This window comes from Peribacillus sp. NJ11 (genome assembly GCF_030348405.1).
Lineage (GTDB): Bacteria > Bacillota > Bacilli > Bacillales > DSM-1321 > Peribacillus.
Map to the genome: position 1 here is coordinate 46008 of NZ_JAUCFO010000003.1, position 18741 is coordinate 64748.

General features: G+C 36.1%; 15 protein-coding genes and 2 pseudogenes. 4 read left to right on the forward strand and 13 right to left on the reverse strand.

All coding sequences use genetic code 11. The features are described from left to right. Nucleotides 1–92: 92 nt before the first annotated feature. The 4 genes from gnd to QUF86_RS28180 all read right to left on the reverse strand — a co-directional run bounded on the left by gnd (nucleotide 93) and on the right by QUF86_RS28180 (nucleotide 3549). A complete protein-coding gene (gene gnd, locus QUF86_RS28165) occupies nucleotides 93–986 on the reverse strand; it encodes a phosphogluconate dehydrogenase (NAD(+)-dependent, decarboxylating) (RefSeq protein WP_289318560.1) in 894 nt (297 codons plus the stop codon). A gap of 85 nt (nucleotides 987–1071) precedes the next feature. Further along, the gene (zwf, locus tag QUF86_RS28170; RefSeq protein ID WP_289318561.1) at nucleotides 1072–2526 is read right to left on the reverse strand and encodes a glucose-6-phosphate dehydrogenase; all 1455 of its coding nucleotides are present in this window, start codon (nucleotides 2524–2526) and stop codon (nucleotides 1072–1074) included. 86 nt (nucleotides 2527–2612) lie between these two features. After that, nucleotides 2613–2777: a hypothetical protein gene (locus QUF86_RS28175; protein ID WP_153246161.1), complete on the reverse strand. Its 165-nt coding sequence runs from the start codon at nucleotides 2775–2777 to the stop codon at nucleotides 2613–2615. A gap of 406 nt (nucleotides 2778–3183) precedes the next feature. Then, nucleotides 3184–3549, reverse strand: coding sequence for a winged helix-turn-helix transcriptional regulator (locus QUF86_RS28180; RefSeq protein WP_031538335.1), 366 nt, complete (start codon nucleotides 3547–3549; stop codon nucleotides 3184–3186). 131 nt (nucleotides 3550–3680) lie between these two features. On the opposite strand from QUF86_RS28180, the pseudogene QUF86_RS28185 reads away from it, so the two are divergent. Beyond that, nucleotides 3681–3970, forward strand: a pseudogene (locus QUF86_RS28185) (orotidine 5'-phosphate decarboxylase / HUMPS family protein); the annotation flags it as partial. Nucleotides 3971–4140: 170 nt separating this feature from the next. Beyond that, nucleotides 4141–4293, forward strand: coding sequence for an aspartyl-phosphate phosphatase Spo0E family protein (locus QUF86_RS28190; RefSeq protein ID WP_226990407.1), 153 nt, complete (start codon nucleotides 4141–4143; stop codon nucleotides 4291–4293). A gap of 65 nt (nucleotides 4294–4358) precedes the next feature. Here QUF86_RS28190 and QUF86_RS28195 read toward each other — a convergent pair. From QUF86_RS28195 to QUF86_RS28210, 4 genes and pseudogenes are all read right to left on the reverse strand, one after another. Continuing rightward, nucleotides 4359–5499, reverse strand: a pseudogene (locus QUF86_RS28195) (IS3 family transposase). A 258-nt stretch (nucleotides 5500–5757) separates the two neighbouring features. Continuing rightward, nucleotides 5758–6846, reverse strand: coding sequence for a GerAB/ArcD/ProY family transporter (locus tag QUF86_RS28200; RefSeq protein ID WP_289318562.1), 1089 nt, complete (start codon nucleotides 6844–6846; stop codon nucleotides 5758–5760). 26 nt (nucleotides 6847–6872) lie between these two features. Further along, the gene (locus QUF86_RS28205; RefSeq protein ID WP_289318563.1) at nucleotides 6873–7952 is read right to left on the reverse strand and encodes a Ger(x)C family spore germination protein; all 1080 of its coding nucleotides are present in this window, start codon (nucleotides 7950–7952) and stop codon (nucleotides 6873–6875) included. Nucleotides 7953–7980: 28 nt separating this feature from the next. Next, complete coding sequence (locus tag QUF86_RS28210) at nucleotides 7981–9516, reverse strand: spore germination protein (protein WP_289318564.1); 1536 nt, start codon at nucleotides 9514–9516, stop codon at nucleotides 7981–7983. A gap of 420 nt (nucleotides 9517–9936) precedes the next feature. On the opposite strand from QUF86_RS28210, the gene QUF86_RS28215 reads away from it, so the two are divergent. Both QUF86_RS28215 and QUF86_RS28220 read left to right on the forward strand, forming a co-directional pair. Next, the gene (locus tag QUF86_RS28215; protein ID WP_289336506.1) at nucleotides 9937–10185 is read left to right on the forward strand and encodes an IS110 family transposase; all 249 of its coding nucleotides are present in this window, start codon (nucleotides 9937–9939) and stop codon (nucleotides 10183–10185) included. Nucleotides 10186–10714: 529 nt separating this feature from the next. Further along, nucleotides 10715–10909: a hypothetical protein gene (locus QUF86_RS28220; protein WP_289336459.1), complete on the forward strand. Its 195-nt coding sequence runs from the start codon at nucleotides 10715–10717 to the stop codon at nucleotides 10907–10909. A gap of 504 nt (nucleotides 10910–11413) precedes the next feature. Here the strand turns inward: QUF86_RS28220 and QUF86_RS28225 are convergent. The 5 genes from QUF86_RS28225 to QUF86_RS28245 all read right to left on the reverse strand — a co-directional run bounded on the left by QUF86_RS28225 (nucleotide 11414) and on the right by QUF86_RS28245 (nucleotide 17906). Continuing rightward, a complete protein-coding gene (locus tag QUF86_RS28225; protein WP_289318567.1) occupies nucleotides 11414–11545 on the reverse strand; it encodes a hypothetical protein in 132 nt (43 codons plus the stop codon). Between the two features lie 768 nt (nucleotides 11546–12313). Next, on the reverse strand, nucleotides 12314–12997 hold the full coding sequence (locus QUF86_RS28230; protein ID WP_289336460.1) for a MerR family transcriptional regulator: 684 nt from the start codon (nucleotides 12995–12997) through the stop codon (nucleotides 12314–12316). Nucleotides 12998–14316: 1319 nt separating this feature from the next. Continuing rightward, nucleotides 14317–14736 (reverse strand): hypothetical protein, encoded by a 420-nt coding sequence (locus tag QUF86_RS28235; RefSeq protein ID WP_289336461.1) that lies wholly within the window; start codon nucleotides 14734–14736, stop codon nucleotides 14317–14319. A gap of 9 nt (nucleotides 14737–14745) precedes the next feature. Next, nucleotides 14746–15888 (reverse strand): ParM/StbA family protein, encoded by a 1143-nt coding sequence (locus tag QUF86_RS28240; RefSeq protein WP_048883064.1) that lies wholly within the window; start codon nucleotides 15886–15888, stop codon nucleotides 14746–14748. Nucleotides 15889–16049: 161 nt separating this feature from the next. Continuing rightward, entirely contained in the window at nucleotides 16050–17906 is a 1857-nt protein-coding gene (locus QUF86_RS28245) for a helix-turn-helix domain-containing protein (protein WP_289336463.1), read from the reverse strand. Nucleotides 17907–18741: the final 835 nt, after the last annotated feature.

The following is an 18741-nucleotide window of genomic DNA, read 5'->3' on the forward strand; positions in this document are numbered from 1 at the left end:
TAAGTAAATATACCAATTTTGGGGATATACCAAACTAAAAATCCAATGAATTTCCGGCTCATTTTAACGAAAGACATATACAGCAGATGGCTTTATGATTTTTCCACAGCATGTCCGCCAAATTCATTACGAAGGGAAGCTACCACTTTACCTGTAAATGTATCATTGTCTAATGAACGGTAACGCATTAGTAAAGACATAGCGATAACAGGGGTAGCTGTTTGAAGATCCAAAGCGGTTTCAACTGTCCATTTCCCTTCCCCAGAAGAATGCATAATGCCCTTAATTTCATCTAATTTTGCATCTTTAGAAAATGCGCGTTCTGTCAATCCCATGAGCCATGAGCGGATGACAGAACCGTTATTCCACACCCGTGCCACTTTTTCATAGTCAAAATCGAAATCGCTTTTTTCCAGGACTTCGAATCCTTCACCAATGGCGGCCATCATTCCGTATTCTATTCCATTGTGGACCATTTTTAAGAAGTGGCCACTACCAGATTTCCCAGCATATAAATACCCATTATCTACAGCTGTATCTCTAAAAATCGGCTCGACAATGCTCCATGCTTCAGGATCTCCACCAATCATATAACAAGCACCATAGCGGGCACCTTCCATCCCCCCAGAAGTACCGGCATCCATAAAGCTAACTCCAACTTTCTTCAACTGTTCGTAACGACGAATGGATTCCTTATAATGCGAATTACCAGCTTCAATGACGACATCTCCTTCACTTAGAAATGGTGTGATTTCACTAATAACTGAATCAACGACGGAGTGTGGGACCATTATCCAAACAACTCGTGGCTTTTCTAATGATTGAACAAGATCTTGTAAACTGGATGCTCCTTCAACTCCGTATTTTTTAATTTCTTCAATAGTATTTGTATTTAGATCAAATGCTACTACATCATGTTTATGGTCAATTAGGTTCTTTCCTAAGTTTAGCCCCATTTTTCCTAATCCAATTAATCCGACCTTCATCATTAATCCTCCTTGAGTATTTCTATATTTTTTGAGTTTTTCATCTATAGCAGAATGGATTCAAAGTATAATCATAATCTTTCTTTTACCACCATCTATAACCATCCTGTTCCAATAATTGATGAGCAGCTTCTGGTCCCATCGATCCAGATTGATATGAATGAAGTGGAACAATATTTTCCTCAAATGTCTCTAAAATAGGCTGTACCCATTTCCAAGATAATTTCACTTCGTTCCAATGAGCAAAGAAGGTAGAATCTCCACGCAGAGCATCAAATATTAAGAGTTCATATGCTTCGGGCACGTCTTTTTTACTCGCTGAAAAATCAACAACAATAGGTTCTAACTTTCCATTTATCGGGTTTTTACTATTTAACTGCAACGAAACACCTTCATTAGGACTTACATTAATAACTAATAGATTGGGTTCAGCATTTTGGATTTCATTGGTATACAAATTCTTTAATGGGTTTTTGAATTCAATCACAATCCGCGTTAATTTTTCCGTCATTCTTTTTCCTGTCCGGATATAGAATGGGACCCCGTCCCAGAAGGAATTATCAATCCAAAGACGAGCGGCAATGAATGTATCGTTTTTAGAAGAAGCATCAACGCCAGGTTCTTCTAAGTATCTGACTACTGGTGTACTGTTTATTTCACCTGATCCATATTGGCCACGAACGACGTGGATACCTACAGTATTTTTCTGTAATGGTCGCAGAGATTCCATAACTTTTCTTTTCTCATTACGGATATCTTTTGCACTAATCTGTTTTGGGAGATGCATGGCTGTCATCATCAACAGCTGTAGCATATGATTTTGAACCATATCACGAATAGCGCCTGCTTGGTCATAATAACCAGCCCTCTCTTCTACACCAACCGTTTCACTAGCCGTAATTTGCACATTGGCAATAAACCGATTGTTCCAAAGTGATTGCAGAACAGGATTGGCAAATTCCAAGGCTTCAAGGTTTTGAACCATTGGTTTTCCGAGATAATGGTCAATCCGAAAAATTTCGTTTTCTTCAAAAGCTTTGCTTAATTTTTCGTTTAAATCTTCAGCAGATTTTAAGTCATACCCAAATGGTTTTTCGATAATCAATCGTTTCCATCCCTTTGTCGAACCTAAGCCACTCTTCTTTATGTTTAAAGCAATTACATCAAAGAATTCAGGAGCAACAGAAAGATAGAACATTCTATTCTCTTCAATAATCTGGTCTTTTTCATTTTGTTGAACGAATTCAACTAACTTCTTATACCCTTCAGTATTCGTGAAATCTAACTGGCAATAACGAAATGCCTTTACAAATTCTTGTTTTTCGGATTTATCATTTATCAAGTGTCTAGAAAAAGTGTATAGCGAGTCTGTTACATGGTTTTGAAAATCAACATCAGACATTTCGTCTATTCCTACACCAATGATCAAAAAAGAATCTGGTAATTTTTGATTCAAATATAAATTAAACAAGGCAGGGTAGATTTTCCGCTTAGCTAAATCCCCAGTTGCCCCAAATAAGACAAACGTCATAGAATCCACTTTTCATTCCTCCACATTTTCAAATAGAAAAATGTCTGATTTTCTTCGTTTTCCCTACAAAAACAACAAGGGTTTTCGCTATTGCGTTATCCTACTTTTGGATGTAAGATTCGTTTGTTTCTCCCAGCTTGTCCGGTAATAATGATATCTCTTAATTGAGAATGTCCACATTTTGGACAGGTTTCATTATTTATGGTGATGGTTAGACATCTTTCACAAACTTTTCGCTGCTTAGTTTTGAACTTTCCCATGCGGATCTCTCCTTTCGTCAAAAGCAACAACATGTATAAATTATTAAATGAAGTTTCACTTCATCTCACCATGCTTGTAGTAGTATTCTCTTAAGGTTTGGTAGTATTCTTTAAGCTCGCTATTACTTGAGCAAAATCAGTATATTACGTAAGTTATACTTTTGAAAGTACGTACTTTATTAACATATAGATACATTGGTATAATATAGTGTTAAAAATAACACTATAAACATGAATCCAATACCAAGTAACTGATTCCTTTATTATATGTTGTGTTTTTTCAACCTTTTAAATACGTAGAGATACAAAAAAAACCACGGACAGCATCTTTATTAAGATAGCTAACCGTGGTTTGTTAGTATATGAACTTTTTTACACTTTTCGAACCCCTAGGAGAAACTCTTTTTTACTGAATAGACGATTTGTTTTCTGTTTCTTTTTCTAATACATTCTCAATATAATCTTTACCCCAGTCATACATAGCATCCAGAATAGGCATCAGACTTCTTCCATACTCAGTGAGTGAATATTCAACTTTTGGCGGAACGACAGGATAGACTTCACGATGAACAATCAAATGGTCTTCAAGTTCACGCAATTGATTAACAAGCATTCTTTGAGTGATACCAGGCATGAGGGCCTTTAGTTCACCAAAACGTTTGGTTCCTTCTTTTCCTAGATGCCACAATACCAACATTTTCCATTTTCCGCCAATAATCGAAAGAGTCAATTCTTTTTCACAATTAAACACTTTTTCCCCAAGATTCGGCATTTATTTCACCTCCAACTCTTATTATGTCCCATAGTATACTTTTTGTTACTATATGATAAAATAGTGCATACTTTCAATTTAGTAACATACCCAGTATACTGAGTATCGTACCGTTAGTAAATAGCTATCATTTAGCTGATCTTAAAATCATGGATGCAGCTGATATGAAGTTAGCCAAGCATCTGCAGCAGGCGCTGACATCATCACCATTCTTGGTACAGCTGAAGACGAGTCCATTAAAGGTGCTGTAGAAGAAGCAAAAAAACAAGGTAAACAAATCCTTGCTGATATGATCGCAGTTAAAGACATTGAAGGTCGTGCGAAAGAACTGGATAAACTTGGAGTAGATTATATCTGCGTTCACACAGGTTATGACCTTCAAGCTGTAGGGAAAAATTCTTTCGAAGACCTTGCAACCATTCACGATTTTCTTTGTTTCTACTGTGACGTATTGCAGTATAATTTTATGTCGATTTCCCTACTTATTAGCAAGTTTAAGAAAAAACATTTTAATAATTACATAATTGTAATATAATCCTAAAATAGAAATTAGTTACCCACAAAGGAGTATTCAAAATGTGCGAAATAAAAATGTATAGAGAGTTAGAATTAAATATAAAGAGCCTAAGAAAATTACTTATAGAAACTGGTGTTAAGAAAGGTCTAAATCATCAGGAAACACTTGAATATAGTGAAAAGCTAGACAAGTTGATTCTTAAGAAATCCCTAATAAATAATTATTAAATACTTTAAAGATTTACCAAAGCCATGGATTTGAGTCAATATTTTGGACACAAAAAAGTTAAATCTTAAGCTGTATTTGTAATTTGATCTTCAATGGCTTGTGGAGTTTTATATCCTAAGCTGCTGTGAATTCTTTTTCGGTTTACCAACCTTCAATAAATTGGAATATCGCTAATTTAGCTGTTTGGTAGTCTAGATACTGTACATGGTTGACTTCTTCCTTCTTTAATATCGCATGAAAAGATTCAATACTGCATTATCGTACGGGCAACCCTTCTGGCTAAAGGTTCGCTTAATATGATGATTCTGGGTATGTTGAGTAAACTCACTGCTTGTATATTGTGAGCCAAGATTCGTATGAAGAACTAAGCCCTCCGATGGCTTTTGTGAAGAGTGAGCGTTATCGAAAGCTTTTATGACCAGTTCTGTCGCCATAGAACGTGAAAAGGAATACCCTACTATTTCCTTAGAATGAAGATCCAATACAGAAGCTAAATAACACCATCCGTCTTTTAACGTGTGGATATACGTAATATCAGCTACCCATTTCTCATTAATGGTCTGGGTAGTAAAGTCTCGTTTAAGCAAATTATCTAACTGAATAATCTTTTCTTTTGATGGATAAGGACGGTATTTTTTCTTCCTGATAGAACGAATACTCGCTTTGTTCATTAGGCGTTGAATACGCTTTAGACTTAGGGAAAACCCTTTGGTTAATAAGATTTTATGTATCTTGGGAGCACCCTAACGTCCCTTGCTTTCTAAGTAGATGAGATGAATTTTCTGCGTTAGCTCTTGGTTTTCCTGTTCGCGATTGGATACGACAAGTTGAAGAGACTGATAATGGCTGCTTCTTGGGATTTCTAGTATTTCACACATCTTCTGTATGGGATATTGTTTCTTGTCTTCCTCAATAAATTCGGTAAGATCTGTCTCGGTTACTTTTTCGCGAATATGGCCATAGCCTTTTTTAAGATTTCAACTTCTTGCTTTAACCGAAGGTTTTCCTTCTGTATGGCAGCTAATTCCTTTGGAGTCATAGACTCTTTCCCTAAACCGATAGGGATAAATTCTTTAACCCATTTATAAATGGTAACTTCTGATACGCCATATTCGCCGCTTAATTCTTTGACCGAATTACCCAAGATCTACAATAGTCTTCTTGAATTCATTATTATATTTTTCACCTGTATTCTTACGTTCCAAGACGGACACATCCTCTCAAAAATCATTGTAAGGACTTAACTAAAATGTGTCCATGAAACTATACTAACTCCACATCAGTGTGACAAACCCCCGACGCAATAAGGCGAACTAAAACCTCACTTAGTTTAGGATCATCCATTGTAATTTCTGTGATTTGGAATGGTTCACCTTCCCCAATGTAACTGCTGACCTTTTCTGTTGAATCCTTACAAAACGATCTGCCCAGATTGTATTATAAGTTTCTAGAAGCTTTCTATCCTACTTAGTTATTTTATGCTTAATATGAATGTACAAAAAGAGAAAAGGGATATATAGATACACAAAGTAAAAAGCAATGTTTGAATACATTTCATTCAATCGCTCTATTTGACTCCTCTCTTTGAGCACATTAGCTATAATAAAGAATAGGACCAGTACAATGAACAGACTTATACGTTGTTTCACATTTATTACTTTCTTAATAGCACGACAACCTGCCCATATTTTCACACTGATATTGGGTAATACGAGAAGTAACCAAATCGAAACAACGATAAATTCGACTCTTTCTATTAGAGGGAATTTCGCAATTTTCATTTGAGCTAATGTTGGCCATATTGTATGGTTTAATTGTCCTTCACTAAAGAAAACAAATGTGATGAGTGCTACTATTAGATAAAGTAAGCTTGAGAACAAAAGTCCAAAATGGGCCCATTTTTGTGATTTGTCTGGATTTTTTATGAATGGGTAGAACATGAATAAGGTCTCAAAGCCAACATACTGAAACAACATAGCTTTAGAGGATGATACGATTTCCTTCACAGAGTGGTTAAAGACGGGTAATAAATTGTGAAAATTGGCAAATTCCAATGAAAAAAAATTAAGGGGAAACAGGATAATAAAGGGTATGATAGTTCCCCAGAAACACATTCCAGTAATCACGCGGAATCCACCGGATACAACGTAATAAATGAGGACTAGAAGAATGAGGCTTATTTGCCAGGTCTTCATTAAGGGAAACAGCCAAACTTGAACAACTTCAACATAAACACGGAAAACAATTAACGCTAATATAAGAAAGTAGAAAATCACAAAAATGTTGAACAGTCCGCCAATCCATTTTCCAAAGCAAAATTTGTGAACATGTATGACATCATTTTTAGCAATTCCAAGAATACGATAGACCATCCAAACTAGTATATGAATGCTTATACTTGATAAAATGATGGAAATCCATGCATCATAACCTGCGTCCTTCGTTATTTCTCGTTGAAAACTCATGATTCCTATGCCAATAATATTCGTGTAGATCAGAAAGAAAACGTAAAAGGAAGATACTAAATGTCGTTCGTCTAGTAATGATTTCACGTGGTTCCTCCTCTTATCATGCAGACTTACTCTTCAATACCTGTATTTAGGATGTCAATATTTGTGTGTACAGTGGTTTTTACTTCTGGGTATATCTCCATAAACCGTTGATAGTCCCAATTTCTTGAGGTGGCTCTAACCTTTTCTCCCAACCCAATGGGATCTACATTGTATCCTTGTGCCAGTGAAATTAAACGTTGGACCTCTTCCTTAAAGTGTGCATTTAAAATTCGTTCCAATTTTACAATATCTTTATCTTTTTTCAAATCAAACCAGGATGATGCTTTTTCAATCTCTGCATGGATGGTTAAATCGATGAATATACTCGGAATGTCTTCGCTTTTCTCAACCGTATATGTAGTTTTTGCATCCAGGTTTTTCAAGAGAATAAAACCTTCCTTTTTATTTTGCGTGATTTTGGTTTTATATTGTCCATTTTGAGACCCATCAATTAATGTTTTTAGAATTAAGGACTGTCTTAAATTAATATGATTTATGTACTTCCCGTTTTTTAATAAGGCTAACCCGTCAATTTTAATTTGATTTTCCTCTAGGATAAAGTAAGGTAAAATTTGATCCCTCCCTTCTTGATGAAAATTGTTCAAAAACATGTGCAGATTCATTTTTGGCAAATTACCACTTTCAATGTTTTGATTGATTTTTTCACTTAAATGGAATGAAAGATTCACATGTTTACTGGATTGAAGTATATCTTCGGCTGTGTTTTCAGCAATGCCCAACTGCATTCGACTCGCCGTATTTGGATTTCGGGCAAAATTAGTGATAACATCTTCGATCCCTTGTGTGGCATATTCCTTGCCGAACAATACAAAATCTAATTTTCCTGTCTCAATAGGATAGGCTGATTTTGCATTCAGTCTCGGGAGTATGTCTTCATATGAATCAGACACCGTTTTATAAATCTTCAATTTGATATTTCCCTGTTCTGCGAAAGTAGGGTAAAGAGCAATTCCTTTAACTTTGCCTTCTTCCCGATCATATCCTAGAGCTTCAATTATCTGAACTTCATCAATGATCCTCTCATGTATACCACACCCTGATAAAAAGAAAGTTAAGCTAAAAGTTAACAGAAAACATAATTTCATTTACTTCACCTTTATGACCCTTTCCTGATTATTCATCAAAATCACTTTTCTTTTTTTTGTGATTATCTGGGTGGTATCTCCAAATTGATTTAGGACGTAAATAATTTGGCCTTTTGGATGTTTTACTATAAGAGGAACGGATCAGGCTGTCCGTTAAATCCTCTGGCCTAAAAGGATAAAATGGAACGGTATAGGGTGTTCCTAAAGATTCTAACCGTGTAAGGTGAGTGATTAAAAAGGCAATCCCGATAACGATACCTAGTCCCCCCCAAATAGATGCGAAGAGAATTAAAGGAAAACGTAAAAAACGTATAGTGTTCGACATTTTATAAATGGGGGTAGTAAAGGAAGCTAAGGCAGATAAGGCGACTATAATGAGTAAGACATTACTTGTAAGGGCCGCCTCAACTGACGCTTGGCCGATAACAATACCGCCCACTATTCCCAATGTTTGTCCTACTTTTGTAGGTAACCGGACTCCCGCTTCACGTAATAGTTCAATCGTGAATTCCAGAAAAATCACCTCTAATACCGGTGGAAACGGGACATTATAACGAGAAACACTAAGTGAACCGAATAAATCGTTTGGAATCATCTCGTAATGGTAAGTGATAACGGCTATATAAATAGATGTTCCAAAAATGGAGAAAAGGACACTGCATATCCGTATTAAACGAAAAAAAGATCCAAGAATCCATGGGAGAAAGTAATCTTCAGGTGAAATAAAATAATCAATGATCGTAGAAGGACCTGTAATGACATATGGCGACCCACTACTTAAAACAGCTACTTGTCCGTTAATAAGAGATTGAACCGCCCTATCCACACGTTCAGTTGGAAGAAGCAAAGGAAACGGTGTAAGGGAATTATCTTCTATAAATTGATGCAGCTGAGAAGTATCAAAAATGACATCAAAATCAATATCTTGAAGCCGTTGGGTCATGGTATTAACATGCTGCTCACTCGTAATCCCATCAATATGAGCAATAATAACTCGAGTATTTGAAGTAGAACCAATGTTTACTTCCTTCGTAATTAGATCAGTTGTATTTATTTGTTGTCTTAATAAATGTATATTTACATCAATATTCTCTAGAAACCCAATTTGTGGACCCACCACACTAAACTCATTTTCAACGTTATTTTGTTCACGCAATCCAGCTTTATCATTAGATAAGAGAATTAAAGCAACCCTTTGATCATTTTCCTTCATTTGAAGTATCGCATACCCTTTAAGTAACTTTGATTCAGCTTCGTTCCCATTATCCGTTATTACAATATCTTCTATTGCGATGATTTTCTTTATGTCATCAATTTTCTCTAGCCTGTCTAGTTTAAAAGGAGTCTCTCGGAAAATCAGTAAAATTTTCAGTTGGAGTTGTTGTTGATCGACCAGTGTATTGTAGTAAGAAATGATTAAATGTCCCGATTCATCCGTAAGTGGAAATTGTTTAAAATCACTGGATTTTTTAGCCTTAGCAAACAGCTGGCCAATATCTTGTGAATTCTCAGTCACGGCCTGTTTGTCTTTATTATTTCTAATCTTTCGTTTTTTGAAGAACATCTAATCACCTCCCTATTACTAAGGAATTTAAATCCTTCTATATTATGTGAAGGCATCCCCATATTTATGTAAATCCGTTTTATAATAAGTGAAAACTTTATCCTCTCCAGTTTACATAATATAAATATAGCTTAGAGTAAGCAAAGGACCATGATCCTAAAAGAAATAATCCCTGTAGGGGTAGGTTCGGACAGCAAAACACAAATTTACAAAGTTAAAACTTTTTCAAAATAAAAAGAGCCAAAAGGCTCTCTTAAATCATCGAATGGAGTTTAAATTTTAATGCTCCCCACAATCTAATATAACGAAGAAGCCGGTAATAGCAATAACTCCCCCAGCAGAAGCTATAAGCAATATCAAGACAATACCAAACATAAAAACAACTCCTATATAAGATTAGGCTGTTGACCAATATGGAATATACTTGAAGGTTCTTTTCACCTTGTTCTGGCCAATGCCAGACATGTCAAAAATGTTCCAGGGCGTAAAACTGATGTGAAAGATGCCGAATGGCTTGCCAAGCTTCTAAGATGCGGACTTATTGAAAGCAATTTTGTCCCACCAGAGGATATTCGTGATTTACGAGATCTTACTCGTTATCTAAAAAAATTGATTCATCATCGCACCTCAGAGCAGAATCGCATTCACAAAATTCTTCAAGATGCTTAATATCAAGCTAACATCCGTTCTATCAGATATTTTCGGTGTATCGGGACGCCGTATCCTTGAAGCGATTCTAAACGGTGAAAAAATAGAGACCGATGGTCTTCGAAAAATGGTGGATTGGCGAACAAAAGCAAGTATTACTGACATTACCAATGCAATTAATGGCCGTATTCGCCGTCATCATCGTGATATGTTGCGCGTTACCATTGGGAGCATATAGGTTATTTAGAACAAACCATAGAAGAATTGGAAAAACAAATCGATCAACTCCTGTCCCCTTATCGCAAGGAAGTAGAATTATGGGATGGTATACTGGTGTGATCAAAGCTGCCGCAGCTACTTTTATTGCGGAGATGGGTGTAGATATGTCCGTATTTAAGTCAGCTAAACATCTTGCCTCTTGAGCTGGTGTGAGTCCTGGAAATTACGAAAGTGCTGGTAAAAAAAAACGAGTAAAACCACACCAGGAAATAAAGCTTTAAAAACGATGGCCATAGAATGTGTATTAGCGACATCAAGGCAAAATAATCGAATGGCTTCACAACGAAAAAGGATTACCAAACGGCAAGGAAAAATGAAGGGACGAATCGCTTCTGCCCATTTACTAGTAACGATTGCTTACAACATCTTAAAAACAGGAGAACCTTATCATGAACTAGGCTCAAATCACCTTGAAGAAAAACAAAATAACAAAGAATTAAAAATGATCGAATACCAAAAAAAGTAAGGCTATACAATCGCTCCATCTGAACAACAAACTGCATAACCAGTTAAAATAACGAACTAGTACATTTACCCCCATCAAAAAAATGAGAATATGGAGGGTTTATTTTAGCATGGCTTTTTTACTAATGTGCTTTCATACAAAAAAGCTGCCTTAAAGACAACTCCGATCTTCAGCTAAAGCACCCGATAGTGAAATACCAAAAACTACCTAACATATTGAAGAATTAACTGATATAAGGCTATGCAAAGTCCTAAAATACACGCTTTCATTTTAGATGGATGGTTTCTTTTACTGCGTAACAAGTAAAAGAAACCTAATATAAAACCCAACGGAATCCATAGCTGAAAGACACCTTCTTTTGTACTGCGAGAAAAAATTGGAGAGCTGTAAGTGCTTATCAGAAAGTAAAAGAAAGTCGTAAATCGTTGTGTTTCTAATTGCTTGCTCCGCCTTGCTATAAAAAAGGGAATTCCACAATCGGATTCCCTTTTCTCACGTCTTCTTTTAATTGTCAAAATAGTCGAAAGCTCTGTCATTCTGACAGTTTTCACAAACATGAAGAATTCTGATTCTTTTTGATTCAGTTTCTTCTGTTTCCATTTCCTGCTCACTGCCGCATAATTCACAAATCCGCATAATCTTCCTCCTCTTAATGAGGTGAATTTTGATTTTCCGTTTAAACCAAAACAAAGGCATTTTTACAGGAATCAGGAGTGGAACGTTGATCCACTACAGATTGGAACTAAAACGTTCACGCCCTTCACTAAACCGATGAGTGAAGAAAAATGGTTTGAAAAATGGAGTAATATGAAAATCAATGTAAACTATCATCTCGAATTAGAGCCCTTAATTGATGTCCAAGATTAACTTTGTAAAGTAAGGTGCTACTATATAACAGTTGCACTTCTATAATTCCCCTAGCAAACCGTATGACGAGATTTGGAGGGCAACGAGGTTATCAAAAGACTAGGATAACCCTTTAAGTAAAGTAATTGTAATAAAAAAAGACCTTATTCAGGTCTCAATGATTGTGATTGATTTAAGTACTCTCTAATTAAAAAAACGGGAATGATCCCTTAACGTTTCCAGCGATAATCGGTTTTCATGTCTTGCTATATTCTCTAAGACGTCTTTCAATTAAGCCCCTCCATTTCTTTACGTCCATAATTGAAACCATGAAATATTATTGGAAAACTGTAGTATTTACTGTTATATAAGTGGATCTGTTGGATTAGAGAATGAAAATATTCTTATCATTAAATTATGGTTATGTACGGTCATTTTTAGAAACAGCTAGTTTACAGCCCCCTTTATTAAAACTAAGAAATCAACCATGGATTCGCCAAAAATAGGCCGAATCCATGGTTGATTTTTGGGGCTAGATATTAAAAGGCCTTCCATGACTCACTTATCAAGTTCCATTTCTTTTTTCAACCGTTCCACAAAACGTTCATTGATATAAGTACGGACAAACTGGTCCTTTTTCTCCAAATCGATGTCTTTTCTAAAAAAACCCACCCTCTTAAGGCGTTGATCCTCAGGCAAGTTGGACCATGCCTGGTTCGCCTCCTCTTCCAGTGAACTTTCAATCTTTCTCTGGATCACCATCGCTTGAAAGCTTTGGTTCTTTCTTTCTTCTATAGATGGTGGTTTGGGCAAGCCGTTTAGTAACAGTTCATATTGGCTTTTCAACTCTTCGACTTTTGCGGTAGCCATTTCTTCAAAAGTTTTCTTCACTTCTTCTGTTATCTGTTTTTTCAAAGTCTCCATATTGTCTACATATGGAGCAGGTTTCTCTTTTTTTACAGGGAATGCTCTTAACTCAAAAAAGTTTGAGAGATCATTTGAAATCGCTGATAAGGCCCACTTTTCTTCCCTTCTCTTCTTTATAAACATTGCAATTTTTAAATCTAATTCATCGTACACTTTTTCATTGGTTTCTAGAGTACGATTAATATAATGAAGGCGTTCTTTCTCTAACCGTTTAAACCAACCGTCCACTGTATTAATATGTATATTTTGATTGTTCAGATGAGTTTTTAACGTTTCTACAAAATCGCTAATTTTCCAATATGTTTCTTCAGGCATTTTTGAACCTCCTAATTTTTCTTGTCTTACTTGCCTATTCAAAGTCTCTAAATAATGAACTATATGTAGTGCTATATGTAGAACACAAAACACAAATGGTCTACATATATAACAAATTTACTGAGAGTAATGGATAAAACAGAAAGAATATATAGAATGATTTGGTTATAGACTCAGTTTATATAGACTATTTGTGGAGTATAGAGTACATATGCTCTATACTTTTTTTCTAATTAAGTAAGGTCAATAATCGTTGATCAAAGACTTGAAAACTCTTTACTGGAAATAGGCTTTCAGTATTGGAATGTTCCTTTGTATTATAGTCTATATGTAGAATACAAAACATAAATAGTCTACATTAGTAACTATTATATTTGCAGTAACAGTTACATAATAGAAAGAAAAAGGTTAATATAATTGTTTAGCTATAGTTCCAGGTTTATGTAGGCTATATATGGTAAGGGTTTATAGACCATTTATAGATTATAGAGTGTATGTGGCCTCTATGTTCCTTTTCTTAAGTTGGAAACAGGGAGTATATGGTGTAGATATAGTCTCTATATTATAGCCTATATGTAGAATACAAAAAATAAATGGTCTACATTAGTAACTGTTATATTTGAAGTAACAGTTAAATGGTAGAAAGAATAAGATTTAAAAAAACGGTCTAGTTATGGATCTAGGTTTATGTAGGCTATATATAGTAATAGTTTATAGACCATTTATAGATTATAGAGTATATGTGCTCTATAATTTTCTTTTCTTAAGTTAGATAAGTAACATTATTTTAAACTCGAAACTATCATTCGAGATTTAGAAAATATATGGAGTAGATGTAGCCTCTATATTATAGCCTATATGTGGAACACAAAACACAAATGGCCCACATGAATAATAATATTATACAAGACTAGTAACGAATAACAAAATAAAAAAGAATTATAAGGTGGCCATCTTTGAATTATTATTATTATTTTTATTTGATCTTATTTAAGGAGAAAGTTATAGCCAGTTAGGGAGCAGAGGGTAGATTGTTCCTTAAATCGGCCACCTGTAGCTTAAATCCAGTTAAATTTATAGACTATATATAGTTTACAGAACACAAATGGTCTATATAAAGTGATTCGTTTGGTGCAACCTTGGGGGAGGGGTAACATTCTAACCGAATGAGTAAAAAAATTTATGAACCAAATGTAGAATACAGGTTGTTTGTGCTCTATAAAGCTTTCTATATGTATTTGACTTTCTATAAGCAATGTCCTTTCTCTGATTTTGACTGATTTTGTCTATAACAGGAAAAACCCCATCAAAGGATAGGGTTAGTCGTCGTCGTCAAAATCTAAGAATGTTTTTTGTGCAAATTTTTGAATGGCTGCATTAGCTTTAAATGCAGTGTTTTCTTCTTGCTTATTTTCAAGAGTCTGATTAAATTCAAAGGCTTTATTAGGCTTGGTCACTACCTGATAAAGAAGTTGACCAATCAAAGCCCTTGTATTGGGGTGGTTCATCCATTCCTTTTGTTCAGCTGTCAAACCTTCGGGCAGACTAATGGTGATTTGATCACTATCTGTATTCCCCAAGGCTTTTTGCGAAACCGCCTTAACAAAGATCGGAGCTATTTCACTACTGAATTTCCTGCCTAATTCCTTTTTCCTGCTTATTAAATACTCACTGACATGTAAAGGGGTGTCAGAGGGTAAGCGAAAAGAGATGGTTTTTCCAGGCTCAAATTGTTCCATGGATTTATATCACTCTTTTGTAGCTGCCACGTTTTGTGTAGATATCCCTTTACTTTGTAAATACATAAGCAAAATTTTAAAATAGGCTCGTGTAATCATCCATACGCTATCATCTTCCGAAACGAAACGGAGAGGGTAGTTTTTGTCGGCTTGATTCAGTGCATTCAAGTAAGGTTTTAACACCAAGGATCCGCCACCAATTTGATAGGCCAGCCTTATGTCTGGAACATTCCGCCACATATCTTTAATTAATTTATATTCTTCTTTGGCCAAAACGGATAATTCTTCATCTATGATATCCTTTATGGACACTCTATTCCCATTAACCCAGATATGATATTGTTCATCAGGCTGTTCATTTGTGATGATTTCTACGAGTGTGCGTCTACTTTTAATAGTGTATTTGTATTTGGAATAGACTTTTTTGATAATATTATCCAAATAGGTGGATACACCTCTTTTTATTCCATTGCTGTATTCATTATCCACTTCAGCTTCATCGGTGATGATGGCTGAGTCCGTTGATAAGCCCCCAATATCGTTGATGAGGATCGTTTTTCCCATGAGTTCTTCGTTTTTGGTAGAACCGTCATTATTTGTTGTTAAATCCACAAATGCTGCGAATCCTTCCGTATTCACAAGGATTTGTTCGAATTTAATCCGAACAATTTTACCTTCTAGGGAAGGGGTTTTTAAGAATTTCACTTCATGTTGGGAGTTTTTTAACTTTTTTCGGAAGTCTTTAGCTTTTCCTTGTTTAGTTTCATCCAGGGGCAATCCTGTTGATAAATAATAAGTGGCTTCAATAACACCATCTTCTTCAGGAAATTGTTCCACGGCATCATAAGCAAGGGTTGTCAATAGCATGATGACAGGTTGGTCACTCTCGGATTTATCTTGATCTGGCGTTAATTCGTCATTATTTGGATACTTGGATGCTAACTTTCCGACTGCAAAACTTCCGTTTTTATTTTTTAGGGCGGATGAAGTAATCTCCACATGTAATCCATTCAATATGTTTTTTTCCATCTCCACAATTTCCCGATCTTGCACTTCTGCAATGACGTTCGGTATGTATACACGATTTTCAATACTTCCCAAAAATCCTTTCACCGCATCATTACCAACATCAACTGAAACAAATCTAGCCATTTTTAATAGATTCCTCCTCGGTTTCATTTATTTTCTTGAAATCTTATCTTATTGTATGCTTTTTGTATGCAACTGTCAACTTTGAATGCAATTTGCATGCAAGTGAAAATTCCCTGTTCCAATGTAGAGAGTAAACAAAACGACAAAACTCTAACGATTAATCAATTAGAGTTTTGTCGTTTTGATTTTTCTTTTATCCAATTGAGCATTTTTTCATCGTTCTTGTTGTTTTGACGCTTATTTTCCCTTCTTAGGTATCGCGAAAGGGTAGAGTGGGAAATGCCGATTTCCTCTGCTGTCTGTCGGATACTCATTTTTAGGGAGTCCATCATCTCTCTCATCGTCTCAGGAGAAAGCGCCAATTCCTTTTCCTGTCCGAAATGAAATGCCTGCTGCTCTGTTTTCGGAAGGCTACTGGTGATCACGGAGGTCACTTTGGATGGAACCTCAAAGGAGTCTTCTATTTCAAGTGTCGGAGCCAACTCATTTAGTGAAAAGTCCTGGGAGAAAAAAAGGTCTTCTGAAATCGAATTTTCATGACTTATCTGATTCATCCGTTCAATAATTTCCTCATTCACCAAGCGGTTTGAATCTATCATCATTTTTTTCTGGTTCTCTTTAACGACTATGTCCGTTGGTAGAATAAGCACGTTCAACTTGGTCCAATAGCCTAGGAACCATCCCTTTTTTCCAACTTGTTCCTCATCGATCTCCTCGGTGTAGCTCCAGCTACTGATCACGCTGTCCTTTTGCAATTCATCCAAAACGTTTTCAAACTTATCCCTTTTTTGCACCCCATTATATCGACTGGATATGTCCATTATTTTCAACAGGGTAGAGACCTTAAACGGCTGATGCAAGGACCTTCTAATGGTCCTGATTTTCCACTGTAGATTTAGGTAGCGGGTCAATCGCTTGTGTTCGCGCTGTGTGTAGTGGCTATACTGAAACACCTTTAAATCCAACAAGCCAAGTGTGCGATTGGGTCCATCTAAGTAAGGGGTAAGAACAGGGGATGGCTTTACCTGTACCGCATATATCCCTTTCGCTTCCCCGGTCTTTTTATCATAAGCAACACGGATTTTCCCGATTTCGAACATTCTCTGGAAATCCTTGAATTCATAAAGTTCATTGTCCTGGATATCCTGGGTGTTAATCACTTTTACCTGTTGATTGCCCAGAGAGATCCAAATGCTTGAAAGTGCAGCGACCCGTTTCATGATATTGAAGCGATCTTCCTCCCGGAAGTCCAGTTCCCGTCCTTGTGCTGTCCGTTTCTTCAGGTTCCTAAGCTGTAAGGCATCATTGCTATGAAATTCAATATACCCGTCAACGGACTTTGGCGAGACCATCCATAAATATGTAATTAAGTCAAAGAGGTCGGCGGTCATTTCATCCAATGAATTTATAGTAGATTCTATCAGTTCAAGCCACATTTCCTGTTGATCGGAGGCTAGCTCTGCTTTCTGTGATTCTGGTGGCCTTATTTCTGCTAATCCTCTAACGTGTCCACGATTGTCTATAATCTCGGTTGCCAAGAGACCAGCCTCTCCTTTTTTAAAGTCCTTTTTCTTTGTCACGATGTCTCTCATTAAATGATAATCAATATCCATGCTTGAATAGATATAGTGGCGGCTCAAGGCCTCGCTTATTTTCTCTTCGTTCGCACTGCGTTTTATCTCATCCATCGGGAATTCGTGTATGAAATGGCCGGCCAATATTACCTTGATTGTATCCTGGTAACTGTCCACGGCCTTTTTTATCATTTCTTTTGTTATAAGTTTTTCGAAGTATAACGTTTGAGTGAACAAGGAAAATAAGGCCCGAAAGCTTGGTCCCATAGAAAAGCCCGGAACCTGATTTTTTACCTCTTCCTCCGTCATACGATAGGCTTCCTTTTTCCATTTATCCAAAATATAAGGACGATCTTCAAACAAAATCTTGGTTTCTTCGAAAATAGAAATTTTCAGGAACTCATAGTTCAAAATCATACGATCATGTATATCCTGATACCTCAACAACAACCCCATCCTCTCTATTGCAGGGAATCCTTGGGTGGAAGGATTAGAACCTTTTCATCTAAAATGCACCACTTTTTTATCATTATAACAAGAGTGGACCACATTTCGTAGAGTAAATGCACCATTTACTACACAGGTTTCGAAATAATGGTGCATATGCACCAGTTCCAGTCTAATTTCCAACACACCTCTATTAATAAGGAATTCCCACTAGCTGAACACTTTAAAGAAAAAGGAGGAATAGTCAGCCTCTTCACTATTAGCACTATTTGATTTTTCAAATGAACTCCAGTATTCAAAGAAATGCACCATTATTCTAGCTTTGAGCGGAACTTGTGTACCATTTTACAGATAAAATGCACCACATATACCCTATATGTGGAACATTTTTTAGTGATCATTGATTCTTAGAAAAATTCCAATTTGAAATCCTTTTGGGGAAATTGAGTAAAATATGCACCGATACACTTAATTCGAGCGGAACCTGTGTGCTATCTTATGAAAAAAATGCACCAAACTTATTTTTTCGGAGACGAAGTGAGCGGAACCTGTGTAGGAGGAGCAAACGTTGGCGAAACAACCATTCAGCACCGATATATTTTTCTCAACCATAAAATTGTACTCACCTTTTGATGGAAAATTGAAAAGTTGAGCGGAATCTGTATACCAAAAGTGCACCACAAGCCCAAAAAGTTGAGCGGAACCTGTTTGGCATCATTTTTGGTTCAACGTTAACAAAGCTTATTATGACAGGCTTTTTCAGGAACCCATTCAATTTCACACATGTGCACAAATGGTCCATTATTGGCCTTTTTGGTGCAAAAAGCGAGCG